Genomic DNA, 21,758 nt, shown 5'->3' with positions numbered 1-21,758 from the left:
CCTCAGCTCCATCGCATCATCGAGCGCGCCGCTCCGGAGAATCCTCCGGTGCGGCGCGCTTCTGCGAGCAGCGGGAGATTCTCGGGTCCGTTGAGCTCGTGCAGGACGGCCGGACCCACGTGCACCTGCCACGCGCCGTGGAAGCGGACGGCGTCCGCCCGACGACGACCGATCTCGGAAGGCACGGCGAGGAACTGCCGGGACCGGGAGCGTCCCGCCCGCTCGAGGACGGCGCGCACCCACCACGACCCTCCGCCGCGGTCGACCTCCAGCACGAAACGCGGTGACCGGATCGGGCCGCACAGCTCCTCCAGCGCGATCCCGAAGGTCTTCTGATCGGCGAGGCTCGCGTGCGCCATCGTGATCTCGGCGCGGGTGGCGTCGGCATCCCTCCGCTCTCCCTCCCACACCGCAACGGCGAGCGGGGACCGGACGCGCCCACTCTCGGACAGCGCCGTCCAGACCACATGCGCCATGTTCCTCAGCGTTGCCGCCGCGTCCCGAGCCTGCCGACGCGTGCGCCGCCACGCCGAGAACAGGGGAACGGCCATGACGGCACCGATCAGGGCGCTGGCTCCCCCCACTGCGACTCCCGCGAACGGGGGCAGGAAGAACGACAGTGCGATCAGCGCCGCCGGCGCTCCCGCCGATACTCCGAGCCACCCGCCGAGGGCACGCTCGGCCATCACCGACGTCGAGAAGACCGGCGTGCGGGCCGGGCGCTCGACCACCCCGAAGAGCTCCTCGCGGTCGTCGTACGGGGAGCCGATGCGCCAGGCGGATCGCGTCTCGTCCCGCGGTGGAGCCGAGGTCAGCGCGTCGACACGCTCCAGCGACGCGCCGGGGGTCTTCTCGAGCACCTCGTCGAGCGCGCGACGACGGTCGCGCCCCAGCGCCGCGGGCAGCCCGCGGACGATGCGCTCCGGGTGGTCGGCGTCGAGTCCCCACAGGCCGGCGTGCTTGCGACGGAGGCGGGCGGCATCCGGTTGCGCGTCGAGGGGCGAGTCGGGCGGCAGCAGCGCCGAGACCGTCCAGTTGTGGGCGACCTTCTCGGGCCAGCTCGGATCGCGCCGCAGCGTACGGCCCCGCAACTGCTGCGTCGCCGACGCCGTCGCCACCGCGGTGAGATCGATCAGGGTGTTCACCGCCGGGCAGTCCCACCCTTCGCCGAAGAGACCGCGCGTGCCCACGACCACCTCGAGCGAGCCGTCGGCGAGCAGCCGGGAGACGGCGCTGACCACCCCCGACCCCGTGGTCCCCCGCACCTCGAGGACGGCCACGTCGTCGGAGCAGGGCTCCCCCGTCACCGGGACGCCGAGCTCGCGCGCGAGCGCCGGAAGCAGCGTCTTCGCGTGACGGACGGCGACGCGCACCGTCGAGGACGTGACGAGGATCGCGCGCAGCGCCGAGGTAGCGGCATCCGTCGCCACGATCGAGAACGTGCGGACGGCGCCGGCCGAGCCCAGGAGTCCCCCGTGGACGTTGCCGTGAGTGACGTAATCGGTCACGACGAGGGCGCGGAGGCGGTCGCCGATCTCGTCGCGCTCGCGGGAGAGGATGTCGCACGCTCCCCTGTCCTTCGAGAGGGAGGACGCGAGGACCGTGTCGATCGGATCGCGGGTGCGCCGCACCCCGCGGTCGGTCAGGGCGAAGCCGAAATCGGCGAGCAGGCGACGCAGCCGGCGCCACTCATCGGCGCGCGCGGGGTCGGGGAGCACCCGGTCCAGGGCGTATCGACCCAGCAGGCGCAGCGTCTCTTCGGTCGTGGGCGCCCGTCGCGCCACGGCGGGAAGACGAGCGGTGAGCGGATCGTCGGGCGCGACGACGGAGAACATCGCCGCAGCGGCCTCGGCACCGGCGAAATCGACGGCGAACGCCGCCGAAAGAGCGGCATCGACGGCGGCGTCGGGGTCGCACGACTCCGCGGCGGGCGGCGGGGGCTCGAGCCCCGGACGCGCGGGCGCACTCCTCCCCGCGGGAGGGACCGGGACGGGCGACGAGACGCCCTCGGTGGGCGGTTCGAGGGGATCCGCGGGGGCGGAAGGGGTCGATGGCTGGAGCACCGCGCGCAGGAACTCCCTTCCGACGCCCACCGCGAAAGTCGTCCGAAGCGCCTCCGCGAGGGCCTCGGCGTGCGCGGAGAGGAACGCCCGCTCCTCGCCGGTCGGTTGGACTACGTGGACGAGGTCGCGGTACGGCGCGAGGTCCCCCTCGCGCACGACCGCCGGCACGGGAACCTCGAGATCGACCTCGCCCAGCAGCGAGACGTAGTTCTCGTACTCGTTCGCGTCGTCGGGCGAGGGAAGTGTGGCCGTGAGCCCGATCACGAGCGGCTCCCGCCCCACGGCGCGCAACCGCGCGACGAGCGCCGCGACCACGAGCGCCCAGTGATCGAGGAGGTGATGGCACTCATCGAGGACGATGGTCTCGACCCCCGCCTCGACGAGGCGCTCCAGCAGCTCGCGCGATCGCGGGTGCAGAGCGGCCGTGAGAGCGGCGGCATCCTGTCTCGCCAGAGTGCGCCGAAGAGCGCGGGACCGAGAGCGGATGCCACGGCCGTACGCCGCGGCATTGCTCTCGCTGAGCGCCTCGAGCCATCGCTCGGCCTGGTCGGGGGTGCGATCGTCGGTGATCAGCTCGTCGACCCAGCGGGCGCGCGCCAGGGCCGCGAAGGGCTCGCTGGAGTCGACCACGCTGATCGCCTGGTACGTCAGGGCCGTGAGGTCGGCGGGGAGATCGGGGTCGTCCGACACGGCGGCGTCATCGTGCGCCAGCACCCGGGCAGCGCCCACCCACTGCGCGCGGATCGCCGTCGTGGGCGCGAAGACCACCGTGCGCCTTCCCCGGCGTGCGGCGAGGAGGAGCCCGAGCAGGGTCTTTCCGGCACCCGGCGGGGCGACGAGGTGCAGCGGCTCCCCCGCGTCGACGTCGACACGGTCGAGCGCGGCGCGCTGATAGACCCGGAGCGTTCCGTCGAACCGCCACGCCGACAGGGGACGGCGTGATTCGGTCGACACCGCGCCAGTCTAGGGAGGGACCCCCGGCGGGCAGGCGGACCGACACCCGCCGGAGAGGACGACGCGTGGACCTTCGATGGCTCGACGCCCCCGACGAGGACGTGCGGCGGGAGCTGCCGACCGTGCCGGAGCACGAACCGCCGCCGTGGGTACCGACCCGCAGACGCCTGCTCGTGCGGCTGAACGCCGTGATCCAGGTTTGGACCCTTTTCATCGTGGTGTTCAACACCGGACTCGACGTCGACATCCGGGGCGACGGGACGCTCCAGGCCGACGACGTCCGCACCCTGGTCATCACCCTGGTCGTCGCCATCGTCTGGACCGCCGCGAGCATCGCGCTGTGGCGATGGTCGCGGAAGGCCTCGACGCCCGTCCAGCTCCGCCGCGCTCGCCGCGCTCTCACCGCGCGGGCGAACGAGTTCCGCGCGGAGGCATGGTGGCGGGACTCCTTCACAGCCATCGTCACCGCTCACTCCGCCGGCGTGCGCGAGTACCCGCGCTTCGTGGGCGAAGGGGTCGAGTTCGGGACGGTTCGACTGCGGATGCCGCGGACGCGTCCGCGCTCCTACGTCTGCGTCTCGCTGGCATCCCCGCTCCCCCACCTGGTCCTCGACGCCGTCGAGAACGACGGAGTGCGCTCGGGGCTGCCCGAGAACCTCGCCGAACGACAACGGATCTCGCTGGAGGGCGACTTCGACCGGATCTTCCGCGCCTACGCTCCACGCGGATACGCCCGCGACGCGCTCTACGTCCTGACCCCCGATGTCATGGCGGTCCTCGCCGATCACGCCCGCGCATTCGACGTCGAGATCATCGAGGATCGCGCGGTGTTCTTCCGGGCCGAGCGGCGACGGTGGGACGACCGGGCGCTGTGGCGGGAGGTGGACGCGATCCTCACCCACGTCGCGCCCCGGCTGCGGCAGCGCTCCCTGCGATACACCGACGAGAGGGTCGCGGGCCAGGTCGCCCTCGAGATCGCGGAGAGTCTCGCGAGCGGTTCGTCGGGGGTCACGGCGTGGCGCCCGGACGCGCCCGTGGTGGGCCCGGAAGGGCGACGGCTCCGCTCCGGGACGCCCCGCCACGGGTGGTGGGCGAACGTGCGCGTGGTCTCGTCGTTCATGCTCGGAACGGCGGTCTACGGCATCCCGGTGTTCCTCGGCGTCGTCACGCTTCTGGGCATGTTCGACGGGCGCTGAGCCGGGCGGCAGCCTTCACCGTCCCACGCGGAGCCGACGCCGTCAGGCGCCGTTGCGTCGAGCGACCCACCCCGCCAGCAGGGCGTGCGAGAGCGGCGCGATCGAGACGACCATGAGGATCGTGCCCAGCACCGCCTGCTCCGCCTGCAGCAGCACCCCGCCGATGAGCAGGCCCGTGAACAGCACCGACGAGACCACCCGGCGCACCATGCGCTCGAGATCGCGCATGCGCCGCTCGATGCGCGGGGTCTGGACCGACACCGAGCCGTCTTCGAAGCGCGAGATGAGGTTGTCGGCCCGGCGCGGGAGGCGCGCGGTCACGGCGGCGACCGCTCCGACCTCGCGGACGAAGGCCTGCGCGGTGTTGCCGCTCTCTTCGCGGATGAGGCGTTGGGCGTAGGGCTCGACGGCGTCCCAGATGTTGAAGGCGGGATCGAGCGCGCTGCACATGCCGCTCGTGAGCGACATCGCGCGCACGATCAGCAGGAAGTTCTCGGGCAGCTGGAACGGCAGCGACCGCACGACGTCGCCGAACTCGATCGCGAAGGCGCGGAACTCGCGCGGGTCGACCTCTTGCAGCTCGGCGAAGCCCATCCCACCGAAGCGGGAGAACAAACCCGTCATCGCGCGCTCCAACTGCACGGTGTCGGCCGAGGGCAACAGCACGCCGACATCGCGGATGCCGTCGACCAGGCCCTTTCCGTCACGCGAGGCCGCCGCGATGAGCACACGGCGCAGCCCCCGGCGCAAGCTCGGCGGGACCTCGCCCATCATGCCGAAGTCGATGAACGTGAAGCGCCACGCCGGGGTGCCGGCGTCGGTCGTGCCGCCGAGCGGCGTGACGAAGACGTTTCCGGGGTGCGGGTCGGCGTGAAAGAAGCCGTCGTCGAACAGCTGGTCGAACATCACCCGCGCGAAGCGGGCGGCGACCTCGGACGGATCGATGCCGGCCGCGCGGAGGGCGTCGACGTCGTTGATCTTGATCGCCGTGACGTCTTGGAGGGTGAGCACGCGGCGGGTGGTGCGCTCCCACACGACCTCGGGCACGGCCACTCCATCGGGCCCGCCGAAGTCGGTCGCGAAGCGCTCGGAGTTGGCGGCCTCGTGCAGGTAGTCGATCTCTTCGAGGCTCGTGACGGCGAACTCCTCGACGAGCGAGGGCATGTCGACGCGATCGCGGACCAGGGCGACCTTGCTGAGCCACACGCCGACCTTGCGGAGGGCGCGCAGGTCGACGTCGACGATGCGGTCGATGCCCGGGCGCTGGATCTTCAGCACGACGGCGCTCAGGCCGGTCTCGGCGGCCAGATCCTCCGTCAGCACAGCGCGGTGCGCCTGACCCAAGGAAGCCGCCGCGAGGGGGCGCTCGTCGACGCTCGCGAAGGCGCGCTCCAGTGGCATCCCGAGCTCTTCTTCTGCCCGCGCGCGCATCTGCGCGAACGGCACAGCGGGCACCTCGTCTTGCAGACCCTCGAGCTGTTTCGTGATCGAGGGCGGCAGCACGTCGAGACGCGACGACATGAACTGCCCGACCTTGATCATGAGACCGCCGAGGTCGACAGCGAGCACATGGAAACGCTGGGCGATGCGCTCGAGCCGCCGGGTGCGGCCCCGGGCGGAGATCCACCCGAGACCGAACCGCGGCAGGAACAGCTCGAACCACCAGGCCTGCACCAGATAGCGCGCCGCGAAGCGCGTGATCCGCCGGTAGCGGGCCTTCATGAGGGCGTCGTCGGTCATCGATTCTCCTGGATGCCGACGGGCGGAATGCCCCCGTCGAGCGGGCGTGACCTCAACCCTGGGCGAGGATGGAGTAGAGCTTACGGCGCGCCTCGTCGAGGATCTCGACCGCTTGCGCGACCTGCTCCTTGTCGCCCGTGCGGCCGACCTGCGCCGCCGCCTGGGCCAGTTCGATGCCGGCCTTGGGGAGCGCGGTCATGCGACCGCCGTCGCGGGATCCGGCCGACTCCCACGGCGCCGTGCGCTCGGTGGTCTCGTCGCCGGCCGCAGCGCGGCCCTCGGCGGTGAGCGAGTAGGTCTTGCGGCCGTTCGACTCCTCGGCCTGCACCAGGCCCTCGTCGGTCAGCAGCTGCAGCGTGGGGTAGACCGAGCCGGGACTCGGCTTCCACGAGCCGCCGCTGCGATCTTCGATCTCGCGGATGATCTGGTAGCCGTGCATCGGCTGCTCGAGCAGGAGCGAGAGCACGGCCGAACGCACGTCGCCCTTGTTCATGCGCGGCGTCGAGGCGGTCTTCTGCTCGAACTGCGTGCGCAGCTGCTCGAGACCCTCGAGGATGTTGGACATCGGCCAGCCGGGGGTGTTGTTGCCACCGCGTCCGCCGAACGCGTCTCCCAGGAATGAACCACTCATGACGACCTCCTTCGCGCGGACCCGATCTGAGTCAGCGATACATAACGATATATCGCTGAGGAGGGGTGGAGGCTGGGAATCGACCCGCGATCCTTCGACGTCGAGCAGACCCGCAGCGCCCGGCGGGGACCCGAGGCGCAGCGACGCGGATCAGTACCAGTTCATCGCCTGAGAGTGACCCCACGCGCTGCACGGGGTGCCGTAGCCGCGGGAGATGTAGTCGAGGCCCCACGCGATCTGAGTGGCCGCGTTGGTCTGCCAGTCGGCGCCGAAGCTCGCCATCTTGCTTCCGGGCAGGGCCTGCGGGATGCCGGTCGCCCCACCGTCATTGTTGTAGGCCTGGTAGTTCCAGCCCGACTCCTTGTTCCACAGCGACGACAGGCACGAGAACTGGTCGCTCCCCCAGCCGTACTTCTCGGCCATGAGCTGCGAGGCGTACGCGCGCGCTCCCTCGGGCGTGTTGACCCGGGCGAGAGCGGCGGCGGCATCGGCCTGACGCTGCGCCTCGGCGGCCGCTGCGGCCTCGGCCTGACGCTGCGCCTCGGCGGCGGCGTCGGCGGCGGCCTTGTCGGCCTTCGCCTGGTCGAGGCTGCCCTTAACCTCCGCCACGCGGGCGCTGACGCGGTCGGTCTCGCTCTGGGCGTTCTGACTCAGGGCGGGTACGAGCAGCACCGGGAGCAGGTCGCGGGAGGTGAGGCGGTCGACGGCGTCTTGGAGCGCGCCCGTGTCGATCGACGCGTCGCCGATCGAGAGCGGGAGCCCGGTCGCGGCGACATCGGCCTGGACGGCGGTCGCGTTCGAGAGAGCCGTCTGCGCCCCGTCGAGGGCGGCGGCGGCCCCGGTGCTCACGGCGTCGAGGGTCGGCGCCGTGGACACGGGCACCGAGGTGCCGGGGGCGGAGAAGGAGGATGCCGAGGCGTCGGGCAACGAGACGGGAGACGCCATCGCCAGACCGGTCGTGGCGACCAGGCCGAACGCGAGGCCGGCGCAGGTGGCCGCCGTGACGAGGGTGCGTCGGGCGCGGTTGACGTGGGTGAGTTTGATGTCGGAACGCAGCAAGAGAGATCTTTCGTCGGGGGCGCGCTCGTCGGGATCGAGCACGGTGTCGCGCCGTCGGGTCGGCACGGGCCCCGAGTGTGGGTGCTGGTTCTGGGCGTTATCTTTTCGTTACCTGGAAGACCGGTGAGAGCAGACGGTTCGGTGACGCGCGCTCGCCGGGGGTCGCGCGACAGGTTCCGCTTCTCGTCGCCAGCAGAAGAAAAACGCGCCTTACCCGGTCTTTTATCGACGCTCCGACGCCGGGTTCCCGTCAGCCGCCGCTGAGCTTTCCTCCCCTCGCGACGAGAGGCCGATCCGACGAAGAAAAAATCTCGTCGAATCGGCCTCTCAGCGGTCGACCCGCCCGTCGCGTCGCGCGAGGGCTCAGCCGCGGTGCGCCCGGTAGTAGTCCAGGAGGGCGCGCGTCGAGGAGTCCTGAGCCGCCAGCGCCTCGTCGTCACCCTCGATCGCGGGGGCGATCTGCAGAGCGAGCTGCTTGCCCAGCTCGACGCCCCACTGATCGAAGGAGTTGATGCCCCAGATCGTGCCCTGCGTGAAGGTGATGTGCTCGTACAGGGCGATCAACTGGCCGAGCACCGAGGGCGTGAGAGACGGCGCGAAGATCGACGTGGTCGGCCGGTTGCCGGGGAACGTGCGGGCGGCGACGAGCGCGCCCGTGGTTCCCTCGGCCTCGACCTCTTCGGCGGTCTTGCCGAACGCCAGCGCCTTCGTCTGTGCGAGGAAGTTCGCCAGGAACAGGCCGTGCACGTCGCGCCCGTCGTCGGCGCGCGGGTAGGCCGGGTTCACGAACGCGATGAAGTCGGCCGGTATGAGACGCGTGCCCTGGTGGATCAGCTGGTAGAACGCGTGCTGACCGTTGGTTCCGGGCTCTCCCCAGAAGACCTCGCCCGTGTCCGTGGTGACCGGCGTTCCGTCCCACCGCACCGACTTGCCGTTGGACTCCATCGTGAGCTGCTGCAGGTAGGCCGCGAAGCGGTGGAGCTGCTGCGCGTAGGGAAGTACCGCGTGCGACTGCGCGCCGAGGAAGTTGGTGTACCAGACGTTGAGCAGACCCATGAGAACGGGCACGTTCTGCTCGACCGGAGTGGATGCCACGTGCTCGTCGACCGTGTGGAAGCCGGCCAGGAGCTCGCGGAACACGTCGGGACCCAGGGCGATCGCGAGCGACAGCCCGATCGAGGAGTCGACGGAATAACGTCCGCCCACCCAGTCCCAGAAGCCGAAGGCGTTCGTCGGGTCGATGCCGAACGCTGCGACCTTGTCGAGCGCGGTCGACACGGCGACGAAGTGGTGGGCCACGGCGTCGGTGCGGGCGGCATCCGAGTCGTCGATCGCGCCCTTCTCGGCGAGCTGCGCCCACAGCCAGTCGCGAGCCAGGCGGGCGTTGGTCAGGGTCTCGAGCGTCGTGAAGGTCTTCGAGGCGACGATGAAGAGGGTGGTCTCGGGATCGAGGTCAGCCGTCTTCTGCGAGATGTCGGTGGGGTCGATATTCGAGACGAAGCGGGCCTGGATGCCGGCGTCGGCGTACGGCAGCAGAGCCTCGTAGACCATCACCGGGCCCAGGTCGCTGCCGCCGATGCCGATGTTGACGACGTGCGTGACCTTCTTGCCGGTGACGCCGCGCCACTCGCCCGAGCGCACGCGGTCGGCGAAGACGCTGAGGCGGTCGAGCACCTCGTGCACGTCGTGGTCGATCTGCTGACCGTCGACGACGAGGGACGGCTCGACTCCTGCCGGGCGACGGAGCGCGGTGTGCAGCACCGCGCGGTCCTCACTGGTGTTCAGGTGCGCACCGCTCAGCATCGCGCCGAAACGATCGCGCACACCGGTCTCGTCGGCGAGGGCGACCAGAGCGTCGAGGATCTCGGGGGTGACGAGGTTCTTGGACAGGTCGACGTGCAGGTCGCCCACCGTGCGCGTGAGATCACGCGTGCGATCGGCGTCGGAGGCGAACCAGCCACGCAGGTCGGGATCGAAACCCTCCCGCAGAGCGGTGAGGCGGGACCAGGCGGCGGTGGTGGTGGGATCGATAGGCGCAGTCACGGAACCCACGCTAGCGACCTCGGACGATCGCCACGCCGCGGATGACGAAGTGCGCCGGACGCGCTACGACCGGGGCGGCGGCCCGGATGGAACGCGAGCGCCCGTGACGACCTCGGTCAGGGGAATCTCACGGGATCTGTCCCAGGGCTCAGTCCACCCGAGGCGGTCGAACAGCCCGTCCAGCACCATCGCGGTGAACCCCCACACCGTCTGCGGGCCGCGCGCCGTCTGCAGGGCGAAGGCCGGGCCCCGCCACTCCCGACCGTCACGACGCAGCACCGTCACTCCTCGGCGTTCGGGATCGAGCAGATCGGCCACCGGGGCGCGGAAGACCTCGGCCGACTCCGCCGCATCCACGGCACGCACCGGGGTCGGGCGCGCCCACCATCCGATCACCGGGGCGACCTCGTGGCGAGAGAAGGCCAGGGGCAGCGACTCGAGGGTGCCCAGCACCTCGACACCGTCGGGATCGAGTCCCGTCTCTTCGCGGGCTTCGCGGAGGGCCGCCGCCACGGCATCCGCGTCTTCGGGATCGACCCGGCCGCCGGGGAACGCGACTTGGCCCGGGTGGGCGCGCAGGGTGCTCGCCCGCGCGAGCAGCAGCACGTCGAGATCGCTGGGGACGGTGGGCGAGACCCGACGGCTGGGTACCCCGTCGAGCACGCCGAAGAGGATGAGCACCGCCGCCGCTCGCGCCTCGCCCTCGACCGGTAGTGCCTGCAGCGCCGGGGAGACGTCACCGAGCCCGCGCGCGAGGAGGGCTTCGAGCTGAGCGCGGGGCGAGGGCATAGTTCGAGGCTATGCCGAGACGGTTGCCCGCGCGGTCGCCTCTTCGGCGGGGGCGGCAGGCGCGTCGGGTGCGGCGACCTCCGACCCCGCGGGCACCTCGATCCAGCGCGGGTGGGCGGAGCTGCCGACGCGCACGCGGCGCATCGGGACGCTCGGGCGCTCCGGTACGACGGGAGCCGTGGCGTCTGCGGCATCCGGGGCCGAGGTCGTGGTCGAAACGGGGACGGATGCCGTGTCCGCGGCCATCGCGACGGGTGGTGCCGCGAGGGCCTCGGCGATGATGCGCCGAGGGTCGTACCGCCGGGGGTCGAGCGCGCGCCATTCGCTCGCGTCGGCGGGGACGCCGAGCTCGGTCGCGGCGCGATGCCGCGCGGCATCCACCGTTGCGCGAAGCGCGCGAACGAGGGACGCGAGGCGCGCGACCACCCCGGGCAGCCGCTGCGGGCCGATCACCACCGCGGCGATGAGCCCCACGAGGAGGAGCTTCTCGAGCGTCAGGCCGAACATGAGGTCTCCTCGGAGGCCGACGCCCGGGCGACGGCCCTATCGTGCAGAGCCGCGACCAGGAGGGCCGCGGCGTAGAAAGCGGTCATCGGAACGGCGACGACGAACATCGACATCACATCGGCCGACGGCGTGGCGAGGGCGCTGAAGAGCACGATGGCCACGACCGCGTACCGCCAGCTCTGCGCGAGGGCGCGGGCCGAGACGATGCCGGCGAGGTTCAACACCACCAGCACCACCGGCAGCACGAAGGCGAGGCCGGTCGCGATGACGATCTTCAGGGCGAAGTCGATGTAGGCGCCCGCGTCGAGGATCGTGGAGTCGTCGCTCGAGGCGAAGCCCGTGAGCACTGACACCATATGCGGGAACAACAGCAGTCCCGTCGCGCACCCGGCGGCGAACAGCGGAGCCGCGGCCCCCACCGAGCCGAGGACGTACCGCCGCTCGCGCCCCGTGAGTCCGGGGAGCACGAACGCGAAGAGCTCGTACAGCCAGACCGGGCTCGACAGGACGAATCCGGCGACCATGGCGACGCGCAGGCGCAGGTCGAAGGCCCCGGTGACGCTGTCGAAATTGAGGCTCGCGTTGCGCTCGGCCGCGATCTGCACGATCGGTGCGCGGACCAGGTCCATCACCGGTTCGTACAGCAACCAGCCGGCGACCGCGCAGACCGCGAGGGCGACCGCCGCCCGCACCGCGCGTCGCGTCGCCTCGTCGAGGTGCGCGGCGACGGGCATGGGGGCTGAACGGCGCGCCTCGGGTCGGGACGGCGCGATGGTGGGGGCGGCGGCGGTCATGGCGTGCTCGGCGGGGAGAGGACGGGCACGGCCGTCGTCGACGGAACACGGTCGTCGGCGCGATCGGCCGGAGCGGCGGTCTCTTCCGCCCGGGACTCGCTCACCTCGGTCTTGAGGATGCGCACCGACTGCCCGAGGCTGCGGGCGAGGGCGGGGAGCTTGGCGGCTCCGAAGATGAGGATGACGACCGCCAGCACGATCAGGGCGTGCCAGCCGGTGAGATTCTGCAGCATGAGAAGGGTTCCTTTCGATTCGGTTCAGCGCCCGCCGGGGGCTCCACCGGGGGCGGCGCCCGCGGTCGGGGTGGTGGCGGTGTCGACGCGGACGCCGAGGGAGACGGTGTAGCCGGAGGTGTTGTCGCCCGAGGTGGTGGCGAGCTGCAGCGCTCCCCCGTCGTCACCGAAGACGTTGTCGCTGTCGAGTGAGACGCGCGTGAGGTTGGACGCCGAGGACGGGTACAGGCTCGTGTCGGCGTAGACGACGTCGCACGTGTCCTTCGGCAGGGCCACCTGCGAGGTCGCGATCGCGTTGGAGGCGTCGGTGATAGCATCCACGTTCGGGTACACCTCGAAGTGGATGTGCGGCCAGCGGCCGTCGTAGCAGCCGGGGAAGATCGAGGTGAACGACACCACGCCGTCGTCTCCGACGACCTGGACGCCGCGCAGGTAGGTCTCGTTCTCGATGCCGGAGGAGTACATCGAGTAGTTGCCCTCGGTGTCGCAGTGCCACACGTACACGGCGGCTCCGGTCATGGGCGCATCGCCGTTCGCGGTGTCGAAGATCGTGAGGTTCAGCGCCATGGGGATGCCGGTGGCCGTCGCTCCGCCGTCGAGGCTCGATCGCAGGTCGCTGCGGACGATGCCGGACTGCTCCAGGACGTCGGCGCCGTTGGATCCATCGCCCGGGTAGGGGCCGGCGGTCTCGTCGGGGATCTCTCCCGAGGGGAGGGCTGCGGCCGCGCTCGTCGCCGTGGCGCTCGGTGTCGCGCTCGCCGTGGGCGTCGCGGTCGGGGTCGCCGTCGCTGCGGTCGTGGCGGCGCCGGAGGCCGTGGGAGCGCACGCCGCCAGCGTGGCGGTACCCGCGCCCAGCACGACCAGGCCCAGGATGCCGCGGCGCGAGACGAGCGTCCGGATGTCGAACGGCGCCCCCTGGTCGACGACGGGCTCGTCGGCGCGGTCGAGCAGGCGCCCCTCGTACGCGGGTCCGTCGGGGGTCATCTGGGTGTCGGGGATTCTGCTCATGGTCTGCTCCATCGGTCGAGGCGGATGTCGATGGATCGAGGATCGCGGAGCGACCCTGCCCCCTCCCTCACCGAATCTATGGACCGCCTATGCGCGACGAATCCGCGCGTGATCCACCGTCCCCGGCCCCGGTGCGCATGTCAGGATGAACGAGGGAGGTACGCGATGACCGGAACACTGCACGCCGTGACCCTCGTCGTGAACATGCCGATCACCAAGATCGACGCCCTCGACGCGATCGCCTTCGCCGCCGACGGGGGTGTCGACGGTGCAGGCACGATGAGCCCGCGCGTCTGGCTCGCCCCGCACGCGTGGGCCGAGGTCGAGATCCCCAAGTTCGCCGATCCCCCGCCGTTCGCGATCGACGTGTACTCCGACGTCTCGGGGGCGGTGGCGTGGGCGCAGGCCCGCCGCCTGTTCGACGCCCTCGAGCGCTTCGGATGGAACGTGAGCCCGCCGCGCGCGGGGGTGCAGTGAGCGAGACCGCCGCGCCGCGGCCTCGGCTGCTGTACGTCGAGGACGACGCCGGGATCGCCGCGATGACCCTCGAGGTGCTCCGCGAGACGTATGACGTCGTGCACGAGGCCGACGGGCTGGCGGGCCGCGACCGGGCGCTGCGCGAGAGCTTCGAGGTGATCCTGCTCGACCGGCGTCTCCCCGGCCGCGACGGAGCCGAGATCGTGCGCGACCTGCGCACCGCCCACATCACGACCCCCGTGCTGCTGCTCACCGCCCTCGGCGCCGTCGCCGACCGCGTCGAGGGGCTGGACGCCGGCGCGAACGACTACCTGCTCAAGCCTTTCGACTTCGACGAGCTGCTCGCACGGCTGCGGGCGCTGCGGCGCGGCTACCGCGCCGAGGGACGTCGCCGCGGCGTCTCGGACTGGACCTATCTGCCCGACACGGCCGTGATCTACGGCCCCTCCGGCGAGCGCGTGGCCCTCACCTCGACCGAGAACGCCGTGCTGGAGTTGCTCACCCGGAGCCCCGACCACGTCTTCTCGCGCGAGGAGATCGCCCGCGCGGTGTTCTCGTCTCCGGATGCCGTGACCACCGTCGACACGTACGTGCACTACCTGCGCCGCAAGACCGCGACCGACCTGGTCGAGACCGTGCGCGGGCGCGGCTATCGCGCGGGGGCCGAGCGGTGAGCGCCGACGACGACCTTCGGGTCGTCCGCCGGGCCGCGCTGCGGGTCGGCACCCTCGTGGCGGGCGCGTCGGCCGTCGCGATCGCCGTGGGGGTCGGCATCCTGATCTCGGTGCTCATCGCGCAGGCCCGCACCGAGGGTGGCGGCCGACACGGCCCGGGCGGCGCCCCCGTGGGCGATCGCTTCGTGGTCGACCTCGACGACGTGCTGCCCTGGGTGATCGGCCTGGGTCTCGCCGGCGTCGTGGTGCTCGGGCTCGTGGGGTGGGCCGCGGCCCGTTGGTCGGTGCGTCCGCTCGATGAGGCCCTGCGCCGACAGCGCGCGTTCGTCTCGGATGCGAGCCACGAGCTGCGCACGCCCCTCACCGCCCTGTCCAGCCGCATCCAGATCGTGCAGCGACGCCTGCACCGCGGCGAACCCGCCGACGAGCCGCTCGATCAGCTGCGGCGCGACGCACAGATCATCGACGACGTTCTCGCCGACATGCTGCTGACCGCCGAGGGCGAGGTGCACACGGGCACCGCGCGGGTCGACGACAGCGTGCGCGCGGCGACCGCGGCGCTGTCGTCCCTCGCCGCCGACGCGGGAGTGCGCCTGCGACCGACCCGGCTGACGGGCGTGGTCGTCGCCGTACCGGCGGTCACCGTCGTGCGCATGTGCACCGCGCTGCTCGACAACGCCATCGGGCACACGCCCGCGGGCTCCGAGGTCACGGTCACCGCCGACGCCGACGACCGCGACGTCGTCATCCGCGTGGAGGACGGGGGAAGCGGCATCCGCGACGACGATCTGCCCCGCATCTTCGATCGCTTCGCGCGCGGGGCGGAGTCGGGCCGGCGCCGCGGTTTCGGGCTCGGGCTGGCGCTCGTGCGCGAGGCGGCGACCCGCTACGGCGGGAGCATCGAGGTCGAGCGCACCTCGCCTACGGGCACGGTGTTCGCCCTGCGCCTCCCCCGCGCCCGCTGACGGAGTGTTCTCAGCCGGCGAGCGCGTCGTGGAACGCCGACACCTCGACCCGGCCGGCGAAGCGGCGCGTGCGGCCGTGCTCCCAGACGATTCCGGATGCCACGGGGGCCACCGGCATCCACTCGAGGTCGTCGATCCCGGCGATGGCCGCCACGGTGGCCCAGGCGTCGGCGGTGGTGAGGTCGTCGGCGACGATCGTCGCGCTCACGGGACCCGCGAGGTGCATGCCCGTGCGCGGATCGACGAGGTGCGCGCCGCGCTCGGACGTGCCCGAGGTGGCCACGGCCCCGTCGACGACCTCGGCCCTGGCCAGCAGCTCGCCCTCGTGGGTCGGGTGCGCGATGCCGATGCGCCACACGTGCTTGCTCGTCGCGGCCGTGCGCAGGCGCATGTCGCCGCCCACGTTGACGCCGACCGCCTCGATCGCGCCATCGGCGAGAAGCTCGTCGAAGGCCCGGGTCGCGGCATCCGTCGACCATCCCTTCACGTACCCGGTCGGGTCGAACCAGCCCCGCCAGTGCGCGTCGAAGCGGCCGCCGCTGCGCTCGCGCAGATCGCGGCACCGCGCGGCCACCTCGGCCACCCGCGGGTCGATGTCGCCGAGCTCGAGACCCTCGTCGCGCAGCCGCGAGATGTCGGAGTCGTCGCGGTAGGTCGAGAAGACGCGTTCGTCGTCGCGCAGGCGCGCCACGCACGCGGCGATCGCCCGCTCGACCTGCGCCATGCGCTCGCCGATGACGGTGATCGAGGCGACGGTCCCCATCACGGGCTCGACGACCGTGAACGCGCCGGTCATGCGCGGGCCTGGTCGAGGGCGGACTGCAGCGAGGTGCGGTATCCGGTGCTGGTGTAGGTGGCACCCGAGACCATGTCGACCTGGGCGCTCTGCGCCTGCACGGTCTCTTTCACCAGCACGGGCAGCGCGCGTGAGTTGATCTGCTGGTCGCGGCCGCTCTCGGAGGGGTACTGCGGCACCTGCACGTCGGTGATCGCGCCGCCCGACACGGTGATCTGCACCTGCACGGGACCGAAGCGGGTGTCCGCCGCCTGGCCGGTGTAGGTGCCGTCGGTGAGGCCGCTGGATGAGGTCTGCGCGCTAGTCGACCCCGACGAGGTCGAGCTCGAACCCGAGGACGCGGATGCCGACGGGCTCGGGGTGGTCGTGGTGGTCTTCGGAACCGTCGCGACACCCGACGAGGGGGCATCGGCGAGCGCGCTCGTCGACTCGGGGACCGTCGAGGTGCGGTAGCTGAACAGCAGCACGAGACCGGTGACGGTCGCCATGAGGGCGTAGACGATCTTCTTCATCGCAGGTCTCCTCAGACGGTGAAGGCTTCGAGGTGGACGCCCTCGGCCGGGACCCCGGCGCGGCGCAGGTCGGCGCGCACGGCATCCATCCACGGCTGCGGTCCGCACAGGAACACGTCGGTGTCGGCGGTTCGCGGAGAGACGTAGCGGATGAGGTCGGCTCCCGCCCATTGCGCGTGCGAGGCGGGCAGCCACGACGAGGTCGTGCGGGCGCGGGGGCCGGGAAGGGGCGCGTGACGAAGCCCCCGCTCCCGCACGAGGCGCTCGACCGCCTCCGCACGCAGGGCGTCGTCGGCGGTGTGGTCGCGCACGATGAGCGTCGCCTCGCCCGGAGCCCAGTCGGCTTCTTCGAGCATCGCGACCAGGGGCGCGACGCCCGCACCCGCGCCGATCATGAGCAGGTGTCCGCCACGACGCTCGTCGGCGGTCATCGTGCCGTAGGGGCCCTCGATGAGCACACGCGTGCCGGGGCGGAGCGCGGCGAGCCGCTGCGTGCCGTCGCCGACGAAGCGGGCCGAGATGACGAGCTCGCCGCCGGCCGGATCGGTGGCGAGAGAGAAGGGGTGTCCGCGTGTCCAGCCCGCGCCGTCGAGGAAGCGCCAGACGAAGAACTGACCGCCGCGCGCCTTGAGGGCGTCGATCCGGCGTCCGGTCATGCGCACCGAGACGCCGCTCTGGCCGTCGCGCTCGACGGCTCTGACCCGGATGCCGTGACGCAGCGACCTCGCTAGCGGAAGCCCGAGACGGAAGACGACGAGCGTCGCCACGGTCACGCCCCACATCGCCCACCAGTACACGGTGGCGGCGGGCGAGACGGTGAAGTCGGCGCCCGTCCACAGCATGTGCGGAATGGCGAGGCCGACGCCGAGATAGCCGTACAGGTGCAGCAGGTGCCATGACTCGTACCGCAGTCGCTTGCGGGCCTTGCGCACCGAGGTCACCACGACCAGCAGCAGCAGGGCGGTCCCCGCGGTCGCCAGCAGCATGCCCGGGTCCTCCCACACGAATTGCCACGCCTGCTCGAGCGGGTTGATACCCGCCTGCACCGCATAGCCGAGGATCTGCAGCCCGATGTGCGCCGTGAACAGCGCGAACGACCAGAAGCCGACGATGCGGTGCATGCGGGTGATGCCGTCGCGACCGAAGCCGCGCTCGAACAGCGGCACGCGCGCCATGAGTAGCACCTGGTAGAAGAGCAGGTTCGCGGATGCCAGGCCCGCGGCGCGACCGAGGGAGTTCAGCGAGTCGGCTCCCCCCGCCAGCAGCGACTGCACCTCTCCCCCCGCGACCCACACGGCCACGACGACGAGGCTCGTCGCCCAGATGACGACGATGGCGGCGAGGTTCCACAGCGGGCGGGTGTTCGGCCTGCTCCGCGGCACACGGCGAGCGCGGCGCACGGCGACGGCGGGCGGGGCGGCGAGGGCGGGTGCAGCGGTCATGCGCTCAGCGTGCCCGCGCGCTCCCCAGACGGCTCCAAGAATGCGGCGTACGGGGGTGATGCATAGGAAACGCGTAGATTGCGGATTCGCACACCCGTCGACGAGCGGCGGGCGCTACCTCGCGCCGGGAGTGCTGAAGAGGTTCACGACGTTGCCGTCGGGGTCGCGCACGAGCGCCGATCGGTTGCCCCACGGCATCGTGGTCGGTTCGAGGACGACGTCTTCACCAAGCGCCCGAAGCGCGGCGAACGCGGCGTCGACGTCGTCGACCTCGAACTCGACGAACACGGACCGGTTCGCTGCGGGCACGAGGGCTCCGTCGAGCATCGCGACCGTGGCGGTGCTGGCGATCGCGAGGGTCGCGCCGGGGCCGCTGAATTGCGCGAAGACAGGGGCGGGCCGTTCGGCCTGCTGACCGGTGACCCGCTCGTAGAACGCGACGAGGGCGTCGAGGTCAGCGGTGACGATGCGGATGGAGGCGAACGACATGGGATTCCTTCGGTGAGGTCGGTGGGAGGGAAGCTCCAGCCTCACCGGGGAGCGCGACACCGTCGTGTCGGTGTTTCGCAAAGTCCCTTCCGTTCAGTCCTCGACCACCGACCGCAATCGCCCATACGGGATCGCGAGGTCGGCGGCACGCAGTGCGCGCTGCGGGGGTCGCTCCTCGGTCACCTCGATCGCCCGCATCCGGTCTCCCCGGAAGGCTCGGACCTCGTCGCGCAGGCGGCACCACGCGATGAGGTACCACTGCCCCTCCTTGCCGATGGACCCGAGGGGCTCGACCTCGCGGACCGACTCGGTGCCGCCGGCGTCTTGGTAGCGCAAGCGCACGACGCGGTCGGCGCGCAGGGCTGCAGCGAACTCGGGCGGGGCGACGACCTCGTCCTCACTCTCGAGGACGTGCACGCGCGACGCGAGAGCGCGGGCGCGCGCCGCCTCGCCCTCCGGCATGACCGCGAGCATCTTGCGGGCTGCCGTGCGGGCGGAGAGCCGGAACGGGCTGCGCCCGAGCGTGCCGAGCCCGATCAGCACCGCGAGCGCCTCGTCGAGCGTGAACCCCGCCGGGCCCAGTGTCGCGGACGCATCGATCACGTATCCACCGGTGCGGCCGGGCTCCGCCCAGATCGGCAGACCCGCTTGCTGGAGCGCCGAGAGATCCCTTTCGATGGTGCGCACGGACACCTCGAACCGCTCCGCGAGACGGCGAGCACTGCGTGGCCGCGGCGAGACGGCCCGCAGTTCTTCCACCAGGCCATAGAGACGATCGGTGCGGTTCACTCCCCCATCATCGGACGCCTCGTCGCCCGGAGCACTCCGCGACGTCGGCGAGAAGCGATGGCGCCGGTCAGACTCGCGCCCGACTCTTCTCGGCGCGTGAAGACGCGCTCGCCCGTCTCGATCGGCGGGGACGAGCGGATCGGACATTGCCCGACAAGGTCGACTTACAGCGTAAGCTGATGGCGTGGAACACGACAGCATCGAGGACTCGCCTCCGCGCCGTTCTCGTATGCAGCTGCAGGAGTGGGTGCAGGAATTCGTCGATCTCGGGCACCCGATTGCCAGCCGGATCCGCGTTGCGGAGCAAGAGGATACGGACGGACGCGACACCGGCCTCGTCGTCGTCGAGCTCGTTCACGGCGGCGGATCGGTCTCGCTCGAACCCCGCGGATACGACGATCCCGTCTGGCAGGCCGACCTCATCGGTGGAGACGACGACGTCATGCTGTCGCCCTACGCGCTGGCGGGGCTCGCGGCCGAACTCGTCGTCGCCGGCAACCTCTGCGCTTTCCTGCGGGGGAAATCGCTGGAGTGGGACCGAGCAAGCGGGCGCCACACGGCGGGAGGGGCGACAGATGCCTCAGGATGACGCGCACGAACTCCTGTCGAACATCCTCGACCGTTGCGCCGCCATGGAACGCCCGTTCTGGGAGGTCAGCGCCGAGAAGAGGGCCGAGGTGGCGCGCCACTTCGGGTCTCCCGCGGTGATCATGCGGGTCGGACAGGGGTCCGACGAAGATCTGCGCATCGCCGGCGGAGCCGATCTCTTCCTGGCAACGTCGCTGTTGACCGAGATCGCGATCGAGCTCGCGGAGCAGGCGCACACGGGCCGCAGTCGGTCGGAGGCCGTCTCCGCCATCCGCGCGCGCCTGCGCGCTCTCCTCGGGCCAGCAGCCCACCCCGAAGACGCATCCGATCCGCGCCGCGGATGAGGCGCGGGCCGGCCTCTATTGGGACAGCTGACGGTCCAGTCGGTCCAACAGCGCCTCGAGCGATTCCTCGAACTCGTCCTCGGAGCGATCCCTGCTGAGAAGACCGCGCAGTCTCTGCACGTGAGGAGTGTCTGCGAGCTCCTTCTCGGCGTCGCCCTGTCCGATCGCGGCTCCGCCCTCGTCGAGCGGTTCCTCGACCGGCGCGGTCTCGGCGCCGCGCACGGCCGCTTCAAGGAGCAGGTTTCCAAGGAGGAAGCTGCTGAACGAGCGGTAGGCCCTCACAGCCTGCTCATCATCGAAGCCAAAACCGATCATCGCCGTGAGGAAATGCTCCACCACCTCCACGCTCCGCAACGGCGGGCGCAGCCAGGGCGCCGCCGGGTGACGAGTGGCGACAAGGGGGAACGCCTTCGGGTGTTCGATCGCGATGCGACGGACTTCGTGGGCGACGACCTGGAGATACCGCTGCCACCCGTTGTCTTCCGCCACGAGTAGTGCGTCGGTGAGGCCCCGCATGAGCCGATCGACGACGCCCTCGAGAAGGTCTTCTCGGCCGTTCACGTACCGGTACAGCGACATGGCCTCGACCCCGAGCGCTTTGCCGAGATGGCGCATCGACAGCTCGTTGAGACCCCGCTCGTCGATCAGCGACAGGGCCACATCGAGGATCGCGTCCCGGCTGAGCCGAGGGGCGGTCGTCCGTTCGGTGTCCACGATGTTCTCGCCCATGTCCCACTCTCCGTGTGTAGAACACCATCGTGGCCGAAGTCGGCTCCCCGCGGAGGTCGCTTGCCCCTCCAGCGAGGCGTGCGCTAGCCCGCCGTCGACGGGGTCAGTCGTCGAGACCGACCAGCACCGCGCTGCGTTCCCACAACTGCCGCGCAACCAGGGGGTCGTCGGCGAGGCGGTTGGTCGCGGCGGGCTTGTTGTTCGAGTAGAAGCCTCCGGGGGTCCAGTCGACTCCCGGCTTGCCGAGCGCGAGCCAGGTCAGACGCGCGCCGCCCACCGCAGTGGAGGTCATGAGGCTCTTCGCAAGCGGGCCCCCGTACAGGAACTTCCACGGTCCATCGCTCGACGATCCGAAGTTCGAGGCGATGACGCCCGGGTGGAAGGCCACGGCCGAGACACCCTGGTCGCCGAACCGGCGGTTGAGTTCCTTGGTGAACAGCACGTTCGCGAGCTTCGCGTTGCCGTACGCCGCGGTCGAGGAGTAACGGCGCTCACCCTGCAGGTCATCGATGTCGAAGCGCGGGAAGAGTTTCGCCGCGGCGCTCGAGGTCTGGATCACCGAGGCGTCCGACTCGATGAGGCGCTCTCGCAGCAGGTTGGTGAGCAGGAACGGCGCGAGGTGGTTGACCTGGAAGGTCGTCTCGTAGCCGTCCTTCGTCAGGGTGCGCTCGCCGAAAACCCCGCCGGCGTTGTTGGCGAGCACGTCGATGCGGGGGTATTTTTCGAGCAGGGATGCCGCGAGCTCCCGCACCTGCGCCAGGTCGCTGAAGTCGGCGACGAACGAATCCACCCCGAGCGACCGCGCGACTCGGGCGGTCTTGTCGGGATTGCGCCCGACGACCACGACCTCCTCGCCCACCTGCGTGAGCTGCTTTGCGGCTGCGGCGCCGATGCCGTCGCTGGCTCCGGTGATGACGATGGTGCGGGTCATGCGAA

Annotated in this window: 23 protein-coding genes; 6 read left to right on the top strand and 17 right to left on the bottom strand. The window is 71.2% G+C overall.

Translation table 11 applies throughout. The features are described 5' to 3' along the window. Positions 1-2: 2 nt before the first annotated feature. Positions 3-3,017 carry a DEAD/DEAH box helicase family protein gene (locus tag OVA26_RS08780; protein ID WP_268103851.1) on the bottom strand — a complete coding sequence of 1,005 codons (3,015 nt, stop codon included), beginning with the start codon at positions 3,015-3,017 and terminating at the stop codon, positions 3-5. A 65-nt stretch (positions 3,018-3,082) separates the two neighbouring features. Here OVA26_RS08780 and OVA26_RS08775 point away from each other — a divergent pair, with 65 nt between their 5' ends. Further along, entirely contained in the window at positions 3,083-4,213 is a 1,131-nt protein-coding gene (locus tag OVA26_RS08775) for a hypothetical protein (protein ID WP_268103850.1), read from the top strand. Between the two features lie 42 nt (positions 4,214-4,255). Here OVA26_RS08775 and OVA26_RS08770 read toward each other — a convergent pair whose 3' ends face one another. From OVA26_RS08770 to OVA26_RS08730, 9 genes are all read right to left on the bottom strand, one after another. Beyond that, positions 4,256-5,953, bottom strand: coding sequence for an ABC1 kinase family protein (locus tag OVA26_RS08770; protein ID WP_268103849.1), 1,698 nt, complete (start codon positions 5,951-5,953; stop codon positions 4,256-4,258). A 52-nt stretch (positions 5,954-6,005) separates the two neighbouring features. After that, the gene (locus tag OVA26_RS08765; RefSeq protein WP_144781888.1) at positions 6,006-6,584 is read right to left on the bottom strand and encodes a PadR family transcriptional regulator; all 579 of its coding nucleotides are present in this window, start codon (positions 6,582-6,584) and stop codon (positions 6,006-6,008) included. A gap of 150 nt (positions 6,585-6,734) precedes the next feature. Beyond that, positions 6,735-7,709 carry a phospholipase gene (locus tag OVA26_RS08760; protein WP_268103848.1) on the bottom strand — a complete coding sequence of 325 codons (975 nt, stop codon included), beginning with the start codon at positions 7,707-7,709 and terminating at the stop codon, positions 6,735-6,737. A 297-nt stretch (positions 7,710-8,006) separates the two neighbouring features. Further along, complete coding sequence (gene pgi / locus OVA26_RS08755) at positions 8,007-9,686, bottom strand: glucose-6-phosphate isomerase (protein WP_268103847.1); 1,680 nt, start codon at positions 9,684-9,686, stop codon at positions 8,007-8,009. Between the two features lie 63 nt (positions 9,687-9,749). Further along, a complete protein-coding gene (locus OVA26_RS08750) occupies positions 9,750-10,475 on the bottom strand; it encodes an NUDIX hydrolase (RefSeq protein ID WP_268103846.1) in 726 nt (241 codons plus the stop codon). A 9-nt stretch (positions 10,476-10,484) separates the two neighbouring features. Next, entirely contained in the window at positions 10,485-10,982 is a 498-nt protein-coding gene (locus tag OVA26_RS08745; protein ID WP_268103845.1) for a Sec-independent protein translocase subunit TatA/TatB, read from the bottom strand. After that, the gene (gene tatC, locus OVA26_RS08740) at positions 10,970-11,776 is read right to left on the bottom strand and encodes a twin-arginine translocase subunit TatC (RefSeq protein ID WP_268103844.1); all 807 of its coding nucleotides are present in this window, start codon (positions 11,774-11,776) and stop codon (positions 10,970-10,972) included. The genes OVA26_RS08745 and tatC overlap by 13 nt, the downstream gene beginning before the upstream one ends. Next, positions 11,773-12,009 carry a twin-arginine translocase TatA/TatE family subunit gene (gene tatA, locus OVA26_RS08735; RefSeq protein WP_268103843.1) on the bottom strand — a complete coding sequence of 79 codons (237 nt, stop codon included), beginning with the start codon at positions 12,007-12,009 and terminating at the stop codon, positions 11,773-11,775. Before tatA ends, tatC begins: the two co-directional genes overlap by 4 nt. A gap of 24 nt (positions 12,010-12,033) precedes the next feature. Further along, positions 12,034-13,017, bottom strand: coding sequence for a dioxygenase family protein (locus OVA26_RS08730; protein ID WP_268103842.1), 984 nt, complete (start codon positions 13,015-13,017; stop codon positions 12,034-12,036). Between the two features lie 165 nt (positions 13,018-13,182). Between OVA26_RS08730 and OVA26_RS08725 the strand changes: the two genes are divergently transcribed. From OVA26_RS08725 to OVA26_RS08715, 3 genes are read left to right on the top strand one after another with little or no spacing between them, the layout of a single operon-like run. Beyond that, the gene (locus tag OVA26_RS08725; protein WP_056227956.1) at positions 13,183-13,494 is read left to right on the top strand and encodes a hypothetical protein; all 312 of its coding nucleotides are present in this window, start codon (positions 13,183-13,185) and stop codon (positions 13,492-13,494) included. Then, positions 13,491-14,168 (top strand): response regulator transcription factor, encoded by a 678-nt coding sequence (locus tag OVA26_RS08720; RefSeq protein ID WP_268103841.1) that lies wholly within the window; start codon positions 13,491-13,493, stop codon positions 14,166-14,168. The genes OVA26_RS08725 and OVA26_RS08720 overlap by 4 nt, the downstream gene beginning before the upstream one ends. Next, positions 14,165-15,133, top strand: coding sequence for a sensor histidine kinase (locus tag OVA26_RS08715; RefSeq protein ID WP_268103840.1), 969 nt, complete (start codon positions 14,165-14,167; stop codon positions 15,131-15,133). The genes OVA26_RS08720 and OVA26_RS08715 overlap by 4 nt, the downstream gene beginning before the upstream one ends. Positions 15,134-15,143: 10 nt before the next feature. Here the strand turns inward: OVA26_RS08715 and OVA26_RS08710 are convergent, their stop codons facing one another. The 5 genes from OVA26_RS08710 to OVA26_RS08690 form a co-directional block, all read right to left on the bottom strand. Next, the gene (locus OVA26_RS08710; RefSeq protein ID WP_268103839.1) at positions 15,144-15,929 is read right to left on the bottom strand and encodes an FAD:protein FMN transferase; all 786 of its coding nucleotides are present in this window, start codon (positions 15,927-15,929) and stop codon (positions 15,144-15,146) included. Next, positions 15,926-16,441, bottom strand: a complete 516-nt coding sequence (locus OVA26_RS08705; RefSeq protein ID WP_268103838.1) for an FMN-binding protein — start codon at positions 16,439-16,441, stop codon at positions 15,926-15,928. The genes OVA26_RS08710 and OVA26_RS08705 overlap by 4 nt, the downstream gene beginning before the upstream one ends. Before the next feature lie 11 nt (positions 16,442-16,452). Then, positions 16,453-17,883 carry a ferredoxin reductase family protein gene (locus OVA26_RS08700; protein WP_268103837.1) on the bottom strand — a complete coding sequence of 477 codons (1,431 nt, stop codon included), beginning with the start codon at positions 17,881-17,883 and terminating at the stop codon, positions 16,453-16,455. Between the two features lie 114 nt (positions 17,884-17,997). Further along, a complete protein-coding gene (locus OVA26_RS08695) occupies positions 17,998-18,372 on the bottom strand; it encodes a VOC family protein (RefSeq protein WP_268103836.1) in 375 nt (124 codons plus the stop codon). A 93-nt stretch (positions 18,373-18,465) separates the two neighbouring features. After that, complete coding sequence (locus OVA26_RS08690) at positions 18,466-19,161, bottom strand: helix-turn-helix transcriptional regulator (RefSeq protein ID WP_268103835.1); 696 nt, start codon at positions 19,159-19,161, stop codon at positions 18,466-18,468. 184 nt (positions 19,162-19,345) lie between these two features. Here OVA26_RS08690 and OVA26_RS08685 point away from each other — a divergent pair, with 184 nt between their 5' ends. Next, on the top strand, positions 19,346-19,750 hold the full coding sequence (locus OVA26_RS08685) for a hypothetical protein (RefSeq protein ID WP_268103834.1): 405 nt from the start codon (positions 19,346-19,348) through the stop codon (positions 19,748-19,750). Continuing rightward, the gene (locus OVA26_RS08680; RefSeq protein WP_268103833.1) at positions 19,737-20,093 is read left to right on the top strand and encodes a hypothetical protein; all 357 of its coding nucleotides are present in this window, start codon (positions 19,737-19,739) and stop codon (positions 20,091-20,093) included. The genes OVA26_RS08685 and OVA26_RS08680 overlap by 14 nt, the downstream gene beginning before the upstream one ends. Before the next feature lie 15 nt (positions 20,094-20,108). Here OVA26_RS08680 and OVA26_RS08675 read toward each other — a convergent pair whose 3' ends face one another. Both OVA26_RS08675 and OVA26_RS08670 read right to left on the bottom strand, forming a co-directional pair. Continuing rightward, positions 20,109-20,822: a TetR/AcrR family transcriptional regulator C-terminal domain-containing protein gene (locus OVA26_RS08675; protein ID WP_268103832.1), complete on the bottom strand. Its 714-nt coding sequence runs from the start codon at positions 20,820-20,822 to the stop codon at positions 20,109-20,111. Between the two features lie 103 nt (positions 20,823-20,925). After that, positions 20,926-21,753: an SDR family NAD(P)-dependent oxidoreductase gene (locus tag OVA26_RS08670; RefSeq protein ID WP_268103831.1), complete on the bottom strand. Its 828-nt coding sequence runs from the start codon at positions 21,751-21,753 to the stop codon at positions 20,926-20,928. Positions 21,754-21,758: the final 5 nt, after the last annotated feature.

Origin of the sequence: Microbacterium sp. SL62 (assembly GCF_026672635.1) — a bacterium.
Taxonomy (GTDB): Bacteria; Actinomycetota; Actinomycetes; order Actinomycetales; family Microbacteriaceae; genus Microbacterium; species Microbacterium testaceum_A.
The sequence above is the reverse complement of the archived record's forward strand: the minus strand, read 5'-3'. Positions and strand labels throughout refer to the sequence as shown.

Coding starts and splice junctions, on each gene's coding strand:
- tatA (WP_268103843.1), bottom strand. CDS start 12,009: ATGCTGCAGAATCTCACCGGCTGGCACGCCCTGATCGTGCTGGCGGTC.
- OVA26_RS08730 (WP_268103842.1), bottom strand. CDS start 13,017: ATGAGCAGAATCCCCGACACCCAGATGACCCCCGACGGACCCGCGTAC.
- OVA26_RS08770 (WP_268103849.1), bottom strand. CDS start 5,953: ATGACCGACGACGCCCTCATGAAGGCCCGCTACCGGCGGATCACGCGC.
- OVA26_RS08695 (WP_268103836.1), bottom strand. CDS start 18,372: ATGTCGTTCGCCTCCATCCGCATCGTCACCGCTGACCTCGACGCCCTC.
- OVA26_RS08705 (WP_268103838.1), bottom strand. CDS start 16,441: ATGAAGAAGATCGTCTACGCCCTCATGGCGACCGTCACCGGTCTCGTG.
- OVA26_RS08745 (WP_268103845.1), bottom strand. CDS start 10,982: ATGTTCGGCCTGACGCTCGAGAAGCTCCTCCTCGTGGGGCTCATCGCC.
- OVA26_RS08675 (WP_268103832.1), bottom strand. CDS start 20,822: ATGGGCGAGAACATCGTGGACACCGAACGGACGACCGCCCCTCGGCTC.
- OVA26_RS08765 (WP_144781888.1), bottom strand. CDS start 6,584: ATGAGTGGTTCATTCCTGGGAGACGCGTTCGGCGGACGCGGTGGCAAC.
- OVA26_RS08700 (WP_268103837.1), bottom strand. CDS start 17,883: ATGACCGCTGCACCCGCCCTCGCCGCCCCGCCCGCCGTCGCCGTGCGC.
- OVA26_RS08670 (WP_268103831.1), bottom strand. CDS start 21,753: ATGACCCGCACCATCGTCATCACCGGAGCCAGCGACGGCATCGGCGCC.
- OVA26_RS08725 (WP_056227956.1), top strand. CDS start 13,183: ATGACCGGAACACTGCACGCCGTGACCCTCGTCGTGAACATGCCGATC.
- OVA26_RS08750 (WP_268103846.1), bottom strand. CDS start 10,475: ATGCCCTCGCCCCGCGCTCAGCTCGAAGCCCTCCTCGCGCGCGGGCTC.
- tatC (WP_268103844.1), bottom strand. CDS start 11,776: ATGACCGCCGCCGCCCCCACCATCGCGCCGTCCCGACCCGAGGCGCGC.
- OVA26_RS08710 (WP_268103839.1), bottom strand. CDS start 15,929: ATGACCGGCGCGTTCACGGTCGTCGAGCCCGTGATGGGGACCGTCGCC.
- OVA26_RS08680 (WP_268103833.1), top strand. CDS start 19,737: ATGCCTCAGGATGACGCGCACGAACTCCTGTCGAACATCCTCGACCGT.